The following is a 16,412-nucleotide window of genomic DNA, read 5'->3' on the forward strand; positions in this document are numbered from 1 at the left end:
AAAAAGGAGTCCACCCCACATGACACTCGTAAAGTTAGGCTATGTTGCCATGAGCATGAACCTCCAGAATGCATCACCTTCCCAAACCATGACCTATAAGCAGTTTTCGGGAATTAAGGATCGTGAGGCAGCTATTCATAAACTGGAACGGATCGCAAAATCAAATCTTGAAAACTGCCTGCGGCTTTTAAAGCATAATGTTCTTAATGAGATCCATTTTTTTCGGTTCAGTTCAAAGTTGATCCCTCTTGCGAATCATCCTGAATTGAAAGGATGGGATTTCATTTCCCCTTTAAAACCTGAACTGGATGCGATTAAAGAGTATTTAACGCTTCATCCCATGCGTGTGGATTTTCATCCCGATCATTTTGTACTGTTGAATTCAAGTGACGTGGATGTGTTGAAGAACACGCTTAAAACACTTAAGATGCATGAGGCATTATTAAAAGGGATGGGAATCGATCCTACCCATCGCTGTGTTCTCCATGTCGGCGGGGCTTATGAAGATAAAGAAAAAGCGCTTGAGCAATTCATCCATAATTGGGGGCTGACACCTGTTTCCCTTCAACAAATGATCATTCTTGAAAATGATGATACGGTTTTCAGTGCAGCTGATGCCCTCTATCTATGCGAAAAGATCGGGATTCCCCATGTGTTCGATTACCACCATCATCTTGCTTATAACGAAAGGGATTGGTTGTTGGATTGGGAGAGGATCGTTGGAACGTGGAGCCAGTCATCGTTACCTGTGAAGATGCATATTTCCAGTCCTCGCTCCCGGGAAGATTACAAAGCCCATGCCGATTTCATCGACCCTAAGATGTTCCTTGATTTTCTTCAAGGCATAAAGGGTTCGGTGGATGAAATTGATTGTATGATAGAAGCGAAGAAGAAGGATGACGCATTGTTCCGGTTAGTGGAGGAGCTGCAAGGGACTGATGGGATTGAGTGGGTGGATAAAAGTTCGTTTAATTTAAAATAGGCATATCTCCCAAAGCTTTCTCCTTTATCTGAAACCATCTCTGTTCCAAATCGTAAATATACTGTAAGATTTAGTAAAAGAGATAAGTGAGGGGGATGGGGATGATTGGAGAGCCTCAAAAGAAAATATCGCCAAAGGCTTTAAAGGTTTGGAAGATATATGGCGTGTTTGAAACATTGATTGTGACAGTTGTAGCAGCAGGAGCGATTGTTCTTACCGTGTTGTTTGATTGGCCTCAATGGATCATTGCAGTTGCAGTTGGCATATTCATTCTATTTACATATTTATTTGTTTTCTTTATTCCAACGATCAAATGGAAGAGATGGCGATATGAAGTGAGGGAGCAGGAAATTGAGCTCCAAAGAGGGATATTTATAGTGAAGCGAACTTTGGTGCCGATGGTGAGGGTTCAACATGTTGATACGGTGCAGGGTCCTATTTTAAAAAAGTATCGGTTAGCGACGATCACGATTTCGACTGCAGCGACGGTTCATGAGATTCCCGCATTGGATATGGAGGAAGCGGATGGTTTGAGAAACTCCATTTCACAACTAGCGAGGGTGGCTGAAGATGATGTCTGAGCACAAAAGACTGCACCCTATTTCAGCTGTAGCTAATTTTGTAAAGCAGTTGAAGGATTTGATCGTTCCCTTTGTTTTTTTAATTGTATTGAATAACCGGGGAGAGAAGACGGGATTTTGGGATTATATGCCTGTTATATCCATGGCGGCAGTCCTTGTGTTCGTTCTGGTCACAGGGATTGTGAAGTGGCTTCGGTTTACGTATCGAGTAGAAGAAGGGGAGCTGCGGATCGAATACGGACTATTCGTGAAAAAGAAGAGGTATATTCCCATTGACCGGATTCAGAGTTTGAATTTCTCTGAAGGGATTCTTCATCGTCCTTTTGGGTTGGTCAAGGTGAAGGTTGAAACGGCCGGGTCTTCGAATCCGCGGGAATCGGAAGCGGAACTGACAGCTATTTTAAAAGAAGAAGCATTAGAGTTAGAGGAGATGATCTATCGGGAGAAGAAGGGGCATGACGTAACCGGGAATCTTTCGGAAGAAAATACGAAGGTTTTGAAGGATGAAGAACCCTTTTTCAACCTCGGTTCAAAAGACATTTGGGTGCTTGCCACGACTTCAGGCGGGATCGGGGTCATCATTTCCGGGGTGTTTGTTTTCTTATCCCAATTTAATGAGTTCATTCCGTACGAAGCCGTTTATGAGGAGCTGGCTGTTTTTGTGAAAAGCGGCGTGTTTGTCGTTTCGGTGATGGCCTTCTTGGGATTGCTTGTTGCCTGGTTATTGTCGATTGCTTGGACATTCATTATTTATGGTGATTTCAGGATTAAAATTGTAGATGATCATATTGTCATGACAAGAGGGCTTCTGGAGAAGAAGCAGGTGACGGTTCCATTAAATCGTGTTCAAGGGATCCGGGTAGTGGAAAATCCAATCAGGCAATTATTGGGTTATTGCACCGTCCACATTGAAAATGCAGGTGGATCTGTGTTGGAGAAAGACAGTACGAGTATAAAGTTATTCCCGATTGTTAAAAAGAAAAGGATTCCGGTGTTATTAAAAGACTTATTTCCAGATTACGTCATCCATGATGAGTTTAAGAGGCTACCCGGGCGTTCCTTGAGAAGATATGTGTTCCGACAGTCAATCTGGGTTGTGATTCCGACCGCTGTCGCCTGTTTTCTTTACTGGCCATATGGTCTTTGGGTCGGACTGTTGATGATACCATTCGGGATTCTGGGATACTTCCAATACCGTGCCGGGGGTTGGAAGATTTCTGATGGCCAATTATCTTTACAGTATAGGGGCGTATTGAAAAATACGATGCATATAAAGAAAAGTCGCATACAATCTTTGGACACCCATGAAAGCTGGTTCCAAACGAGAAAAGACTTAGGCAGTCTCAGGACAACGATAAAATCTGGAGAGACCGGTTATTCAAGTCCGATCCGGGATCTTGAAAAGAAGGACATCCAAACCATTGCTTCTTGGTTTTCTCATAGTGTGTAATCGATAAAAGTGACCCGGGATTCGTTAGCGGGTCACTTTTGTTTCTTATTTTTTACCTGAAATCCATCCAATCACAAGGCCCCCGATCAAACCAAAGATATGAGCTGTTATGTTGATTCCGGACTGCATGAAGGTCATGACCACCCCGATGACGACGATGGGCAGGATGATTTGACGGCTTTCTCTTGTAATGAAATGATTCTTTAAAATAATCATGGCGATGTAAAAGCCGAATAAACCAAAAATTGCTCCCGATGCCCCCACATGACTATACGTAAGTGGCTTGATAAGATAGGTAATAATATTAGCAAATACACCGCTTGCTAAATAAAGACCGACGAATTTTACTTTTCCAAGATGTTTTTCCAGGGGTGGGCCAAACAGGACAAGGGAAAATGAGTTGAATAGCAGATGAGCGAATCCCATATGAACGAAGATGGGGGTGATGAGTCTCCACCATTCGCCCTCTTTAATGAATAAATTTATTCCTGCCAGCTGCTCGTACACCCACAGCTGTGGAAAAATAGGAAGGGCACTTACAAGGTATAAGGCGATATGAATGAATACAATCAGGGAAATAATAGGATAGAACCGTAAAAATTGAGAAAAACTTTCTGTCCGGACAAACATATTGTATCCTCCTAGGTAGGTTGTTCTTTTTATATCATTACTAAATCAGATTTCAAAAAACGAAGTTACTACTATACTATAAGAAAACGTCGAAAATCACGAGTATCGTTCATTATAAAAATATGCAATACAGGACAAGAGTAGAAGGGGAACCACATATGATAAAAGGAATAGGGTTGGACATCGTTGAAACAGGTCGCATTAAGAGGATGATTGAACGGCAGCCAAAATTCGTTAAGAGAATTTTAACAGCTAAGGAGGAGGATGCATTCTATGCATTAAACGAGCAGCGCAAGATTGAGTTCGCAGCAGGGAGATTCGCAGCCAAAGAGGCTTTTGCCAAGGCGAATGGAACGGGGATCGGAACAGCGCTCTCCTTTCAGGATATAGAAATCAGTAAGGACCCGAACGGAAAGCCTTTTTTTTCAATGCCAGAGGGGACAACTGCCCACCTATCCATCACCCATAGCCGGGAATACGCGGCTGCACAGGTGATCATAGAAGAGTAAAATTATTTCATGCTTGTCATCTTCACTAGCATAATCCCCTAGGTTGTCTCATATATTCAGTAGTGCAATAGGAGAGACAAGGACAGGTGTTTAACAATCGCGGTTCTTTGGCGAATTGCAATTGGACTAAGGAACGGGGCATTCTATAAGAATCGTCCATTCTTAGACGGCTGGCCTTTCCCTCTCTCAATTACGTATATCCTGGGACAAAAGGGGTTGAAAAAATGAAGAAAAAGCTAGTGATACTAGTGATGGCCATGTTAGCGGTCCTTATGCTGGCTGCTTGTGGAGAGAAATCGAAAGAAGATGTTACCAAGGACCTTAAGGCAAAAGTAGAGGATATGAAGGGGTACAAAGCAGATGCGAAGATGACCCTGCAGGTGGGCGATGAGCCTCAAACCTATGATGTGGAAGTGTGGCATAATGACCCTAATTATTATCGAGTGGCATTAAAGAACGCTACGAAAGATCAGAGCCAAATGATTTTACGTAATGATGAGGGAGTATTCGTCCTTACGCCGGCACTGAACAAAAGCTTCCGCTTCCAAAGTAACTGGCCTGAAAATAGCAGTCAGGCGTACTTGTATGAATCACTTGTTCAAGACGTACTAGAGGATAAAGAGGCTACTTTCAAAGAAACAAAAGATCACTACATTTTTAACACGAAGACACGTTATCAAAACAGTCAGATGCTTCCGACTCAAGAGATTGCCTTTAACAAGAAAGACCTGACGCCGGCATCCGTAAATGTATTGGATTCAGATAAAAATCCACTTGTAAAAGTAGAGTTTTCCAAGATGGATATGAAAGCTGGATTTGATAAAAAAGACTTCGACATGAAGAAAAACATGACAGGTGCCCAGCTTGAAGTACCGGTTACGGCAAATGTAGAGGACACAGAGTTCACAGTTCTTTACCCAATGTCAGAAATCACGGGTACTGAATTAATAGAAGAAAAAGAAGTCGCGACCGATACAGGAAAGCGCGTGATCTTAACCTATGATGGGGAAAAATCCTTTACAATCGTACAAGAGAAAACAACGGTCGTGCCTACGATGACGGTCTCTACTTCTCTAAAAGGTGAATTAGTGGACCTTGGCTTCACAGTGGCAGCCATGACAGAGCAATCCATCAGATGGACCAATAACGGAGTGGATTATATGCTAGCCTCCAATGACCTGACTCCTTCTGAGATGGTGATGGTAGCACAATCCGTTCAAGGTTCGATGGTGAAATAAAATAATAAACGGGGCGGGCCTTTGGGTTCGCCTCTTTTCTTGGTGTGCGGATGTGATGATGGGAAGTGACGGATGTACAAATTTGCAGTCGTTAATATATTAGGGAAGTCGATAATAAAAGGGGCAAAGTCGATAATATATCCAGAAATACGTTAATAAACAGATAAAGAACCCATGAATGATTCATATCGTAAGTTACAAGGTGAAAAAACGCCATTAAATCGCATAAAGCCGTCTGAAATCGCCAGAAAATGAATAAGATGATTCAGATCAACCAAGTTCCCAAGACCCATCCACCACTATCTCCGTACCATTTTGAAATACAGATATTACTTCTCGCAGAACCCTTTCCTGAAATCCCCCTCCAAAAAATCTATTTGACACAATGAATGATAATATGAATAATCAATGGTATTCTTGAATAGAATGACAATGTTTTGTGTAAAGATATGAGGAAGTGAACAGAGTGGAAACCCAGACGCAATTTTTTCGTGATACATGGGCAGAAATCAATCTAGATCATCTGTATGAAAACGTAATGAATATTAGAACGCATATTCCTGGAGATGTGAAAGTGTTTGCGGTTGTGAAGGCAAATGCTTATGGGCATGGGGATGTGCAAACCGCCCTTACTGCGCTCTCTGCTGGAGCCCACGGCTTGGCCGTCGCATTTTTGGACGAAGCGATTTCTTTAAGGAAAGCTGGTATTACAGCTCCCATCCACGTATTAGGAGCTACGCGACCGAAAGATGTGCGGATCGCGTCCGAATTGGATATTTCGTTAACGACCTTCCATCGGGAGTGGCTGGTGGAAGCGGAAAAGCAGCTTTCAGAAGGAGATCGATTAAACCTTCATATTAAGTGTGACACGGGGATGGGCCGGATAGGTGTTCGGACTACAGAAGAGTTAAAGGGTATCGAGAAGTATATTCAAGCTCATTCTCAGTTTGAACTCGAAGGGATCTTTACCCATTTTGCCACGGCTGATGAGTTAAATGATGATTATCTTGATCAGCAGTTGGCCCGATTTGAACACATGCTGGACCAATTGGACTCTTTACCTGCTTATATCCATTCTTCAAATAGTGCCGCCACATTAAGGAAAACAAATACTCTCTTTAATGCTGTGCGGGTGGGGATTGCCATGTATGGACTGACTCCATCTCCAGAGATGAAGCCCGAACTGCCTTTTCCTTTAAAAGAAGTGTTTTCTCTTCATTCGAGGCTTATTCATACAAAAGAACTTTCAGCTGGAGAGAAAGTGAGCTATGGGGCTACTTATGAAACGGTAGAGGCAGAGTGGATTGGAACCATCCCGATTGGATACGCTGATGGGTGGCTCCGTAAATTACAAGGTCAGGACGTCATTGTTAACGAAAAGAGAGTTCCAATTGTTGGAAGGGTATGCATGGATCAATGTATGATCCGGTTACCTGAATTCCTTGAAATCGGTACCCATGTAACGTTAATAGGCAAGCAGGGTGAAGAAGCGATTACAATGGATGAAATCGCTGGAAAACTTGATACCATTAACTATGAGGTCCCTTGTATGATCTCCACGAGAGTGCCGCGTATCTATATACGAAACGGGGAGCCTTCGGAAGTATCGAATAAACTCTTATCATCAGGTATTCACCGTCAAGAGGAAAATAACCACCAGATTAATGAATAATTAGTATTTTATATGGTGGATAATAGAAGAGATTGATAAATTAACTTTTCATTCCCCTTAATTGATGGTATGATTAATATGTTAATGAACGAAACGGTATGTAGTGATTGGTGGAGGTGTAGTTTGTGTCTGAATCCAGCGCAACAACAGAAATCTTAATTCGTCTACCGCAACAGCTCGTTACAGAATTAGACGGCTTTGCAGATCAAGAAAATGTGAATCGCAATGAGTTTATTTATCGTGCAACCAAAATGTATTTAAGAGAGCGTAAGAAGAGACAATTACGTGAATCTATGAGACGCGGCTATATGGAAATGGCTAAGATTAATCTCGCGATCGCTTCAGAGGCGATTCAAGCAGAATATGAGGCAGAACATACAGTCGAACGCTTAGTAAGCGGGGGTTAATCCTTTGATTGTAAAGCGTGGTGACGTATATTTTGCAGACCTTTCTCCTGTTGTAGGATCAGAACAAGGCGGAGTTCGGCCGGTACTTGTTATTCAAAATGATATAGGGAACAGGTTTAGTCCCACAATTATTGTAGCTGCCATTACCGCTCAAATTCAAAAAGCGAAACTGCCTACTCATGTTGAAATTGATGCAAAACGTTATGGCTTTGAACGTGATTCCGTTATCTTGCTTGAACAGATTCGAACGATCGATAAACAACGTCTTACCGATAAGATTACACACCTGGATGATGAGATGATGGAAAAAGTGGATGACGCCCTGCAAATCAGTGTGGGTCTGATCCAGTTTTAATCGAATCTTTTTCATCGTGTGAATTCTTTTTTTATCACGTTATACAATAAGGACAAAATACTGCAAACCAGAAGGCTTGCTGATCAACACTATGTATGATCATTAAGCCTTTTTGTTTTGCTTTTTTTTTTTTTCGAAAGGTAAAGGATAGTACTATTTAATCCCAAAAGAAGAATATGGATAATGGAAATATAATCAATTTTATGACAAAACACCGTAAACAATTTATAATGGGAAAAGTAAGCAATAAAAATACCCGAAAAGGCATAGGTTTTTTCATTTTTGTATTTATTTGTTACTATTAAAGTAATTACGTCATTTTTTAGCTCACTGTTGTAAACTACTTTAAAATTGAGTTACATCATTCGGCATAAATACGAAGTTCAAATTTCATATGATAGAATGGAGAGAACTAAATGTTTAGTGAAGTCACGGATTATATTCAGAATAATAAATCAGATATCACTAGTATTTGGATGGAACGAATGAGGAACGAAGCGGATGAGAAGTTTCTTCAAGTTGTTTCAGATCAAGTTTTTACTAAGACAAGCCATGAGTTTGTAGAAATGATTGCTTCTAACTTAAGGGATTCCAATGAGTTCAATAGCCGGTTGGAAGATTTCGCTGAAAAGGTTGTCAGGTTGGGATGGCCGCTGACGTTTGTGACGTCGGCTTTAAATACTTTCGGTAAAGTGGTCTACGAAGGTATGATGAAAGAAGGTATCATTACAGATCAAAACTATGCGGCACAAGTTGAGAAGTTCGATAAATGGTTAACTCCGATGAATAAAAAAGTAATCGGTGCTTATACAGAATCATGGGAAAGAACCGTTTCTCTTCAAAAAATAGCATTGCAGGAATTGTCTGCACCATTGATACCCGTTTTTGAAAAAATTTCAGTGATGCCGCTTGTGGGGACGATTGATACAGAGCGTGCCCGACTAATAATGGAAAATCTATTAAACGGTGTAGTGAAGCATAGAGCGGAAATGGTGTTAATCGATATCACCGGGGTACCTGTAGTCGATACGATGGTAGCTCATCATATCATCCAGGCAGCTGAAGCTGTTCGATTAGTAGGGGCGAAGTGCATGTTGGTAGGGATCAGACCTGAAATCGCCCAAACGATTGTAAACTTAGGAATTGATTTAAATCAGTTCAGTACGAATAGTACGTTAAGAAAAGGGATTGAAAAAGCTCTTGAAATGACAAATCGAAAAATAGTTTCGGCGGAGGGATTAGAGTGAGAATACCAATTTTAAAGCTGCATGATTGTTTGTTGATTTCCATTCAGTGGGAGCTTGATGATCAAACAGCCCTTCAATTTCAAGAAGATCTTCTGCACAAGATCCATGAAACAAGTGCAAGGGGAGTAGTAATCGATATTACTTCCATAGATTTTATAGATTCATTCATTGCTAAAGTTCTTGGAGATGTTATAAACATGTCAAGGTTAATGGGTGCTAAGGTTGTCATCACCGGCATCCAGCCTGCAGTCGCGATAACGTTGATCGAGCTGGGTATCAGGTTAGAGGACGTCCTAACCGCTCTTGATCTGGAAAAAGGTCTGGAGAAATTACAATTGGAACTGGGGGACTAGGTATGGATAGCCAATCCTGCGTGAAGATCACGAATGAATGGGACATCGTTGCTGCCCGCCAGTTAGGGAGGAATGTAGCGAAAGAGCTCGGATTCGGGACCGTTGACCAAGCTCGTATCACTACGGCTATCAGCGAATTAGCACGGAACATATATTTATATGCTGGCTATGGTCAGATTTGTATAGAAAAGTTATTCGATGCCGGGAAAAAAGGTGTGCGGATTATCGCATTGGATGAAGGTCCTGGTATTGCGGATATTAGAAAAGTAATGGAAGATGGATATTCCACATCAGGCGGATTAGGAGCAGGTTTGCCTGGAGTGAAGCGTTTAATGGACGAGTTTAACGTTGAGTCTGTACCGGGAGAAGGGACAGATATCAGGGCGACTAAGTGGCTCCGCTAGGGGGAGTTAAATGAATTTCAGAGATTTAATGGATTCTAAATATAAAGAAATTATAGAGCACTATCTTAACGAACAAGATGAAAAAGCTCTTTATTTAGGACAGAAATTTAGTCGTAAATCAATTGAGCATCATGTTTCGCCAGAGGAGATCATTAGTCTCCATAAGAGTGTAATATTAGAAATGGAGCCTGATATACCACATCAAGTATTGCACTCTTTCGATATTTTGCTTGAAGTCATGATAGGATACGGCTTTGCTTATCGTGAACATCAAAGTCTGCGTACAAAACAACAAGAATTAAATAACGAAATAGATGTAGCATCCAATATGCAACAAACTCTGCTTGGAACGGTTATTCCTAACGTAGAAGGATTGGATATTGGGGCTGTAAGTGTACCTGCCAAAAAGATGAATGGGGATTACTATCACTTTGTTCAAGATGAAAATGATAGCGTAAGTGTTGCCATTGCCGATGTAATTGGTAAGGGTATCCCTGCAGCTCTTTGTATGTCCATGATCAAATATGCCATGGACAGCCTGCCGGAATACCGGAATGAACCCAATGCTGTCCTGGAAAGTTTAAACAGGGTAGTGGAGCAAAATGTGGATGCAAGCATGTTCATAACCATGTTTTACGGTGTATACAATTCGAAGGACCATCTATTCTCATACTCATCAGCTGGGCATGAACCTGGCTTTTTTTATAGAGCGGCAACCAATGAATTTGAGGATCTTGATGCAAAAGGTCTTCTATTAGGTGTAGATAAAAAAGCGAAGTACCGACAATACGAGAGACGGGTCGAGGTCGGCGACATGATCATCCTGCTCTCTGATGGGGTAACGGAGTGTCGTTCAGAAGAAGGCTTTATTGAAAGGGAAGACTTAGTTCAATTGATAAGCCGGTATAAACACCTGCCTCCCCAAGAGATTGTCAATAGCGTATACAAACAACTTGAGAAACTGCAGCACTTTGAACTTAGAGACGATTTCACTCTGATCATCATAAAAAGAAATTCATAAGTAAAGTTTATTCTTGTAATAAATAGGGTAAATGTGTAGAGACTTAATATAATGTTGCTAAAAAAGGTGGTCTTTTTATGAACTTATCAATAGATATGAAAGAAAAAGAAAACGAGCTGCTCGTTAAAGTAGCCGGTGAAATTGATGCATATACAGCTCCAAAGCTTAAAGAAACTCTTCAACCCTCTGCCGAAGCTGATAATAAGGATATGACAATAGATCTTTCGGAAGTATCATATATGGATAGTACTGGATTAGGTGTTTTTGTTGGTCTTTTTAAAACAGTAAAGGCACGTGGTGGACAGCTGAACCTTATCGGACTTTCAGATCGTTTACAAAGACTGTTTGATATTACAGGTTTAGGGGATATTATGAATATTAATTCCAAGGTAGAAGGTGGCGTGGAATGATGCAAGCTTTTGATTACATCGAGATGAAGATCCCCGCAAAGCCGGAATATGTCGGGGTTATTCGTTTGACGCTTTCAGGAATAGCAAGTCGTATGGGATTCGACTACGATGCAATTGAGGATTTGAAGATTGCTACTAGTGAAGCTATCACAAATGCGGTCCAGCATGCGTATAAAGACAATGACGGAGAAGTGGTTGTCGGATTCGCGCTATATGAAGATCGTCTTGAGGTTATGGTAGCAGATCACGGTGAAAGTTTTGATTTCAAAGAGATTCGCAGTGCTGTTGGTCCTTATCATGCCGATCATTCAGTCGAGTTCTTAAGAGAAGGTGGGTTAGGTCTTTACCTTATTGAGAGCCTGATGGATGATGTAAAAGTGCATCACAAGGAGGGAGTGACAGTCTTTATGACTAAATTCCTATCAGGGGAGCAGGTGGAGAGGGATGAAAAAACTATCTCAACCTAACCAGCAGGCCCAAAAAGAAAAAGTCCTTCAATGGATAAAAGACTATCAGGAAAGACAAGATGATGATGCGCAAAGTCAACTGATCTTACACTACCAAAATCTTGTCGAGTCCATTGCGAGGAAATATTCAAAGGGAAGATCTTTTCACGAGGACATTATCCAAGTAGGGATGATAGGATTGCTTGGTGCAATCAGAAGGTACGATGAATCTTTCGGTAGATCCTTCGAGGCCTTCGCGATTCCTACTATTATTGGAGAGATCAAAAGGTTTCTAAGAGATAAAACCTGGAGCGTACATGTTCCACGAAGAATAAAAGAGCTTGGACCAAAAATCAAGTCTACCGTTGAAGAGTTAACTAATAGATTGGAACGTTCTCCTCAAGTCCACGAAATTGCTGAGTATCTGGAAGTTAGTGAAGAAGAAGTTCTGGAAGCGATGGAAATGGGCAGGAGTTATCAAGCGTTATCCGTGGATCACTCGATTGAAGCGGATTCAGAGGGTAGCACGGTAACGATACTGGATATTGTGGGAGACCAGGACGAGGGCTACGAGAAAGTTAATCAGCGACTGGTCCTTGAGAAAGTGCTTCATGTGCTTTCCGATAGAGAAAAAGCTATAATACAACACACTTATTTAGAGAATTTAAGCCAAAAAGAAGCTGGCGAAAAGCTCGGAATTTCCCAAATGCATGTTTCCCGTCTGCAAAGAAGAGCTATTAAAAAGCTTAGGGAAGCCATTCAGGAAGAAATGAGCGATTCGGAGAGTCATTATTAATGGCCTATCTTCAACAAAATGAAATAGAGCTTTATGCAGAACAAGTTTCGAAAAATGGAAATCCTTATTGTGGAGATAGTTATTTCTATACCTCTACAAACGATTACTTTATCTGTGTTTTAGCCGATGGTTTAGGTAGCGGCAAGTTTGCTTATGAATCGTCACATGTTGTCGTTGAATTAGTTGAAGAGAATCATCACGAAGATGTTGAAACATTAATGAGCCTTTGTAATGAAGCTCTTCAGAAAAAACGTGGTGCTGCAGTGGCGATCATTAAAGCATATTACCATTCAAAAGAGTTTGTATATAGCTGTGTAGGGAATATCAGGTTTTATATGTATGCACCTGAAGGAAAGATGACCTATCCTTTACCGGTTACAGGATATTTATCCGGAAGGCCGCAAATATATAAGACTCAACGATTTCAGTATAATTCCAACTCAAGATTTCTTATTCACTCAGATGGACTGAGTATATCGGGAGTAAAGAACATCCTTCAAAGATATCCAACGCTTCATGGCGCTTTAGGTGATATCCAATCTCTAGTCGACGGTACATCGGATGATACAACATATATTATTGGAAACTTACTCTAACGGACTTAGGGTAAGTTTTTTGTTTATAAGGCCAATTAAAAAAACTCTGACTGCAATGGCAGGGGGATTCACTTAAATAATGATGAATAGAACTTTAAGTAAGGATCTTTTCGCAAAGATTGTGGTTTTAATCACATGATTTGCCAAGGCTTTGTCAACCAATCAATATGGTATTTAATCTTGTCTCTAGTACGTAAGTAAGTAAGTAAGTAGCTCATGCTTGGAAAGTTGATTGGAGCGGAAAAAGCTCGACTCCTGCGGGAATAGCGGGAAAGTCCGAAAAGCGGAGGCGGCTTGCTCAGCCCCGACAAGCATAAGATGAATGGTCCGGGAAGGCGTTCTTTGCCTTCTTGGACCATTTAGCTTATGACCTCGAGGGGCTAGCCGCCGGAGCTGGAAAGTTGAGACCCCGCAGGGCAAAGCCCGAGGAGGCTCAACTCACGCCCCGCGGAAAGCGAGCACCTGGAGCGGAAATCAACCACTACTAACTATATTTTAAATTAAGATATCCATTTTATATGCTAAGTCACCTTTTCAATCCTCAAAGACAGTTATGGTAAAATAAACAAGAATCCTTTCAATGGAGGTAATAAAATTGACAGCAACATTAACAAATCAAGAACCATTACTTAACAGAGTATCCAAAGAATTGAACCTATCAATAAAAAATGTAAAAAACGTCATTTCACTTCTGGAAGATGGGAATACAGTCCCTTTCATCGCACGATATCGGAAAGAACAGACCGGAGCACTGGACGAAGTACAGATTCGTAATATCATGGATAAATGGAATTACCTGCAAAATCTAGAGCAAAGAAAAGAAGAAGTTATTCGGCTAATCGAAGAACAAGGGAAACTGACCGAAGAGTTAACCCAAGCCATTAAGAAGGCGGATAAGCTTCAAAAACTAGAAGATTTGTACCGTCCATATAAGCAAAAAAGAAGAACGAAAGCGACCGTAGCGAAAGAAAAAGGTCTGGAACCACTGGCAGACTGGATCCTTACATTCCCGGCATCAGGAGACCTTGAAGAAAGAGCGTCTCACTACGTATCTGAAGAAAAGGAAGTAATGACAACGGAGGAAGCTCTAAACGGAGCGAAAGATATTATTGCAGAGTACATTTCCGATGAAGCCTCTTACCGGGAATACATAAGAAGTTATACGTTTCGAAAAGGGTTGATTGAATCAAAGGTGAAAAAAGAAGAGGAAGATGAAAAAAAGGTCTTCGAAATGTACTACTCCTATCAGGAACCCATTCATAAAGTAGTTCCTCATCGTATTTTAGCAATGAACCGTGGGGAAAAGGAAGATGTTCTGAAGGTGACTATTCAGCCGGATACAGAAGGGATTGTGAACTATTTACAAAAGCAGGTCATTAAAAATGTTCACTCCATCTCCGTGTCTCTTGTAAAGGAAGCAGTGGAGGATAGCTATAAAAGGCTCATCCAACCATCGGTAGAAAGGGAAATTCGTAATGAATTAACAGAGAAAGCAGAGGATCAAGCAATTCATATCTTCTCTGAAAACTTGAGGAAGTTATTGCTTCAGCCTCCGATGAAGGGGAAGATGGTCTTGGGTGTCGATCCTGCTTTCCGAACAGGCTGCAAATTGGCGGTCATCGACGAAACAGGAAAGGCTCTTGATATTAATGTGATCTATCCACATTCATCCCAAACTCAACTAGCTAAGGCAGAAGAAGTGATCAAAGCAATTTTGATAAAGTTTTCTATTGAGGTTGTAGCCATCGGGAATGGAACGGCATCTAGAGAAACCGAGCAATTCGTTGTGAATGTATTAAAAGATATGGATCAAACCATCTTCTATTTAATCGTCAACGAAGCTGGAGCAAGTGTTTATTCAGCATCTGATGTAGCGAGAGAAGAGTTTCCGGACCTTCAGGTTGAAGAAAGAAGTGCTGTTTCCATTGCAAGAAGATTGCAGGATCCGTTAGCCGAATTAGTTAAAATCGACCCTAAATCAGTTGGGGTGGGACAATATCAACATGATGTTTCACAAAAGAAGTTAAATGAATCATTAACTTTTGTAGTGGAAACGGCTGTAAACCAAGTTGGCGTAAACGTGAACACAGCATCCTCTTCGTTATTGCAATATGTAGCGGGCCTCTCTAAAACTGTCGCTAATAATATCGTGAAAAAGCGAGAAGAAGAAGGCAAATTTCATTCTAGAGCTCAATTGAAAAAAATACCGAGACTAGGTGCAAAAACGTACGAGCAGTGTATCGGATTCCTAAGGATAATGGAGGGGAAAGAGGTACTTGATCGGACCTCGATTCATCCAGACAATTATAGCGATGTGAAAAGGCTTCTTGCTAAAGTTGGACTGAGTGTAAACGACATAGGAACAGATGAACTGAAACAGTCTTTGAACCAATTAAATTTAGAAGAGGTTTCTGAAGAGTTGGAAATAGGGAAATTAACGCTGAAAGATATTATAGATTCTTTAATCCGCCCTGGGCGGGATCCTCGGGATGAGTTCCCTAAACCTCTTCTCAAAAAGGATGTCTTGAAACTTGAAGATTTAACACAAGGTATGGAGCTGCAAGGTACAGTGAGAAATGTAGTGGACTTCGGAGCATTTATTGATATAGGTGTGAAACAAGATGGGCTTGTTCACATTTCAAAACTGAAACATGGATTCGTTAAGCATCCATTAGATGTGGTGTCTGTAGGGGACGTCGTAACCGTTTGGGTTGATGGCGTGGATGTTCAAAAAGGCAGGGTAGCATTGACGATGGTTCAATAAGCAAGTAAGAGCTGACTGTAGGCTAGAGAATGCTACCCAGGTCAGCTCTTTTCTTGCAGTATATGATGGAAGCTGTCATAGATATACATACTTACGAGCAATTCTTCTTTCGGTAAAAATACCAGCATTGATTAAGGAGTTTGATTTGATATCGATCCTTTTCGAAATAGGCCCTCCTCAATTGATTCACAAGCCAGTTAGGCATGGGGTAACCTCCTTATCTCTAAGAAAGTGCCAGGTAAACCGATGAGATGACATTCCTTGGAGTAGTTTGTCATGATTGAACAGTAAGGGTGATATCTAGTTTATGCTATAATAGGTTGTCATGTTCTAAATAAGAAAGAAGGATTTATATGACAAATGATGAACTGCAAATTCTTGTTGAAAAAATCTCAAATCAATCCTTTCATAAGCCTTTTCTTCACAAGGCATACTTCAACCCCAGACTAAGAACTACCGGAGGAAGGTATATGCTGGGTAGTCATAATATCGATATCAATCGAAAATATTTGGACGAGCATGGTATGGATGAATTAATAGGAATCATTAAA

The 16,412-nt window shown here is 41.0% G+C and carries 20 protein-coding genes (1 of these 20 cut by a window edge); 18 read left to right on the forward strand and 2 right to left on the reverse strand.

The window, feature by feature from the left end; translation table 11 throughout:
• Nucleotides 1-19 precede the first annotated feature (19 nt).
• From uvsE to ACCB35_RS01310, 3 genes are all read left to right on the forward strand, one after another.
• Entirely contained in the window at nt 20-982 is a 963-nt protein-coding gene (gene uvsE, locus ACCB35_RS01300; RefSeq protein ID WP_374055450.1) for a UV DNA damage repair endonuclease UvsE, read from the forward strand.
• A 101-nt stretch (nt 983-1,083) separates the two neighbouring features.
• Entirely contained in the window at nt 1,084-1,563 is a 480-nt protein-coding gene (locus tag ACCB35_RS01305) for a PH domain-containing protein (protein WP_374055451.1), read from the forward strand.
• The gene (locus ACCB35_RS01310) at nt 1,553-3,013 is read left to right on the forward strand and encodes a PH domain-containing protein (RefSeq protein WP_374055452.1); all 1,461 of its coding nucleotides are present in this window, start codon (nt 1,553-1,555) and stop codon (nt 3,011-3,013) included. Before ACCB35_RS01305 ends, ACCB35_RS01310 begins: the two co-directional genes overlap by 11 nt.
• Before the next feature lie 45 nt (nt 3,014-3,058).
• Here the strand turns inward: ACCB35_RS01310 and ACCB35_RS01315 are convergent, their stop codons facing one another.
• Nucleotides 3,059-3,643, reverse strand: a complete 585-nt coding sequence (locus ACCB35_RS01315; protein ID WP_374055453.1) for a rhomboid family intramembrane serine protease — start codon at nt 3,641-3,643, stop codon at nt 3,059-3,061.
• A gap of 158 nt (nt 3,644-3,801) precedes the next feature.
• Between ACCB35_RS01315 and acpS the strand changes: the two genes are divergently transcribed.
• The 14 genes from acpS to ACCB35_RS01385 all read left to right on the forward strand — a co-directional run bounded on the left by acpS (nt 3,802) and on the right by ACCB35_RS01385 (nt 15,861).
• Nucleotides 3,802-4,152, forward strand: coding sequence for a holo-ACP synthase (acpS, locus tag ACCB35_RS01320; protein WP_044340423.1), 351 nt, complete (start codon nt 3,802-3,804; stop codon nt 4,150-4,152).
• 224 nt (nt 4,153-4,376) lie between these two features.
• Nucleotides 4,377-5,390: an outer membrane lipoprotein carrier protein LolA gene (locus ACCB35_RS01325; protein WP_374055454.1), complete on the forward strand. Its 1,014-nt coding sequence runs from the start codon at nt 4,377-4,379 to the stop codon at nt 5,388-5,390.
• Between the two features lie 466 nt (nt 5,391-5,856).
• Nucleotides 5,857-7,062 carry an alanine racemase gene (gene alr, locus ACCB35_RS01330; protein WP_374055455.1) on the forward strand — a complete coding sequence of 402 codons (1,206 nt, stop codon included), beginning with the start codon at nt 5,857-5,859 and terminating at the stop codon, nt 7,060-7,062.
• A gap of 125 nt (nt 7,063-7,187) precedes the next feature.
• A complete protein-coding gene (locus tag ACCB35_RS01335; RefSeq protein WP_032085355.1) occupies nt 7,188-7,469 on the forward strand; it encodes a CopG family ribbon-helix-helix protein in 282 nt (93 codons plus the stop codon).
• Nucleotides 7,470-7,473: 4 nt separating this feature from the next.
• Nucleotides 7,474-7,824 (forward strand): type II toxin-antitoxin system endoribonuclease NdoA, encoded by a 351-nt coding sequence (ndoA, locus tag ACCB35_RS01340; RefSeq protein ID WP_034763063.1) that lies wholly within the window; start codon nt 7,474-7,476, stop codon nt 7,822-7,824.
• Nucleotides 7,825-8,240: 416 nt separating this feature from the next.
• Nucleotides 8,241-9,071 (forward strand): RsbT co-antagonist protein RsbRA, encoded by an 831-nt coding sequence (locus ACCB35_RS01345; RefSeq protein ID WP_374055456.1) that lies wholly within the window; start codon nt 8,241-8,243, stop codon nt 9,069-9,071.
• On the forward strand, nt 9,068-9,424 hold the full coding sequence (locus tag ACCB35_RS01350; RefSeq protein ID WP_044340427.1) for an STAS domain-containing protein: 357 nt from the start codon (nt 9,068-9,070) through the stop codon (nt 9,422-9,424). The genes ACCB35_RS01345 and ACCB35_RS01350 overlap by 4 nt, the downstream gene beginning before the upstream one ends.
• A 2-nt stretch (nt 9,425-9,426) precedes the next feature.
• The gene (locus ACCB35_RS01355; protein ID WP_034763056.1) at nt 9,427-9,828 is read left to right on the forward strand and encodes an anti-sigma regulatory factor; all 402 of its coding nucleotides are present in this window, start codon (nt 9,427-9,429) and stop codon (nt 9,826-9,828) included.
• Nucleotides 9,829-9,838: 10 nt separating this feature from the next.
• Entirely contained in the window at nt 9,839-10,849 is a 1,011-nt protein-coding gene (locus ACCB35_RS01360) for a PP2C family protein-serine/threonine phosphatase (protein WP_374055457.1), read from the forward strand.
• A gap of 77 nt (nt 10,850-10,926) precedes the next feature.
• Nucleotides 10,927-11,259 carry an anti-sigma factor antagonist gene (locus ACCB35_RS01365; RefSeq protein ID WP_044340430.1) on the forward strand — a complete coding sequence of 111 codons (333 nt, stop codon included), beginning with the start codon at nt 10,927-10,929 and terminating at the stop codon, nt 11,257-11,259.
• Nucleotides 11,259-11,726 carry an anti-sigma B factor RsbW gene (gene rsbW / locus ACCB35_RS01370; RefSeq protein WP_044340442.1) on the forward strand — a complete coding sequence of 156 codons (468 nt, stop codon included), beginning with the start codon at nt 11,259-11,261 and terminating at the stop codon, nt 11,724-11,726. Before ACCB35_RS01365 ends, rsbW begins: the two co-directional genes overlap by 1 nt.
• Nucleotides 11,704-12,501, forward strand: coding sequence for an RNA polymerase sigma factor SigB (sigB, locus tag ACCB35_RS01375; protein ID WP_044340431.1), 798 nt, complete (start codon nt 11,704-11,706; stop codon nt 12,499-12,501). The genes rsbW and sigB overlap by 23 nt, the downstream gene beginning before the upstream one ends.
• The gene (locus ACCB35_RS01380; RefSeq protein ID WP_044340432.1) at nt 12,501-13,097 is read left to right on the forward strand and encodes a PP2C family serine/threonine-protein phosphatase; all 597 of its coding nucleotides are present in this window, start codon (nt 12,501-12,503) and stop codon (nt 13,095-13,097) included. Before sigB ends, ACCB35_RS01380 begins: the two co-directional genes overlap by 1 nt.
• Nucleotides 13,098-13,692: 595 nt before the next feature.
• Nucleotides 13,693-15,861: a Tex family protein gene (locus tag ACCB35_RS01385; RefSeq protein WP_374055458.1), complete on the forward strand. Its 2,169-nt coding sequence runs from the start codon at nt 13,693-13,695 to the stop codon at nt 15,859-15,861.
• A 91-nt stretch (nt 15,862-15,952) separates the two neighbouring features.
• Here the strand turns inward: ACCB35_RS01385 and cmpA are convergent, their stop codons facing one another.
• Nucleotides 15,953-16,066, reverse strand: a complete 114-nt coding sequence (gene cmpA, locus ACCB35_RS01390) for a cortex morphogenetic protein CmpA (RefSeq protein ID WP_156142545.1) — start codon at nt 16,064-16,066, stop codon at nt 15,953-15,955.
• 148 nt (nt 16,067-16,214) lie between these two features.
• Here cmpA and ACCB35_RS01395 point away from each other — a divergent pair, with 148 nt between their 5' ends.
• Nucleotides 16,215-16,412, forward strand: the 5' portion of a protein-coding gene (locus tag ACCB35_RS01395) for a SprT family protein (protein WP_374055459.1). The gene runs 276 nt beyond the window's last position; only the first 198 of its 474 coding nucleotides appear in the window; it begins with the start codon at nt 16,215-16,217; its stop codon lies off the right edge, out of view.

Origin of the sequence: Rossellomorea sp. FM04394 (genome assembly GCF_041889765.1) — a bacterium.
Classification (GTDB): domain Bacteria; phylum Bacillota; class Bacilli; order Bacillales; family Bacillaceae_B; genus Rossellomorea; species Rossellomorea aquimaris_B.

Coding starts and splice junctions, on each gene's coding strand:
- uvsE (WP_374055450.1), top strand. CDS start 20: ATGACACTCGTAAAGTTAGGCTATGTTGCCATGAGCATGAACCTCCAG.
- ACCB35_RS01305 (WP_374055451.1), top strand. CDS start 1,084: ATGATTGGAGAGCCTCAAAAGAAAATATCGCCAAAGGCTTTAAAGGTT.
- ACCB35_RS01310 (WP_374055452.1), top strand. CDS start 1,553: ATGATGTCTGAGCACAAAAGACTGCACCCTATTTCAGCTGTAGCTAAT.
- ACCB35_RS01315 (WP_374055453.1), bottom strand. CDS start 3,643: ATGTTTGTCCGGACAGAAAGTTTTTCTCAATTTTTACGGTTCTATCCT.
- acpS (WP_044340423.1), top strand. CDS start 3,802: ATGATAAAAGGAATAGGGTTGGACATCGTTGAAACAGGTCGCATTAAG.
- ACCB35_RS01325 (WP_374055454.1), top strand. CDS start 4,377: ATGAAGAAAAAGCTAGTGATACTAGTGATGGCCATGTTAGCGGTCCTT.
- ACCB35_RS01345 (WP_374055456.1), top strand. CDS start 8,241: ATGTTTAGTGAAGTCACGGATTATATTCAGAATAATAAATCAGATATC.
- ACCB35_RS01355 (WP_034763056.1), top strand. CDS start 9,427: ATGGATAGCCAATCCTGCGTGAAGATCACGAATGAATGGGACATCGTT.
- ACCB35_RS01360 (WP_374055457.1), top strand. CDS start 9,839: ATGAATTTCAGAGATTTAATGGATTCTAAATATAAAGAAATTATAGAG.
- ACCB35_RS01365 (WP_044340430.1), top strand. CDS start 10,927: ATGAACTTATCAATAGATATGAAAGAAAAAGAAAACGAGCTGCTCGTT.
- rsbW (WP_044340442.1), top strand. CDS start 11,259: ATGCAAGCTTTTGATTACATCGAGATGAAGATCCCCGCAAAGCCGGAA.
- sigB (WP_044340431.1), top strand. CDS start 11,704: ATGAAAAAACTATCTCAACCTAACCAGCAGGCCCAAAAAGAAAAAGTC.
- ACCB35_RS01380 (WP_044340432.1), top strand. CDS start 12,501: ATGGCCTATCTTCAACAAAATGAAATAGAGCTTTATGCAGAACAAGTT.
- cmpA (WP_156142545.1), bottom strand. CDS start 16,066: ATGCCTAACTGGCTTGTGAATCAATTGAGGAGGGCCTATTTCGAAAAG.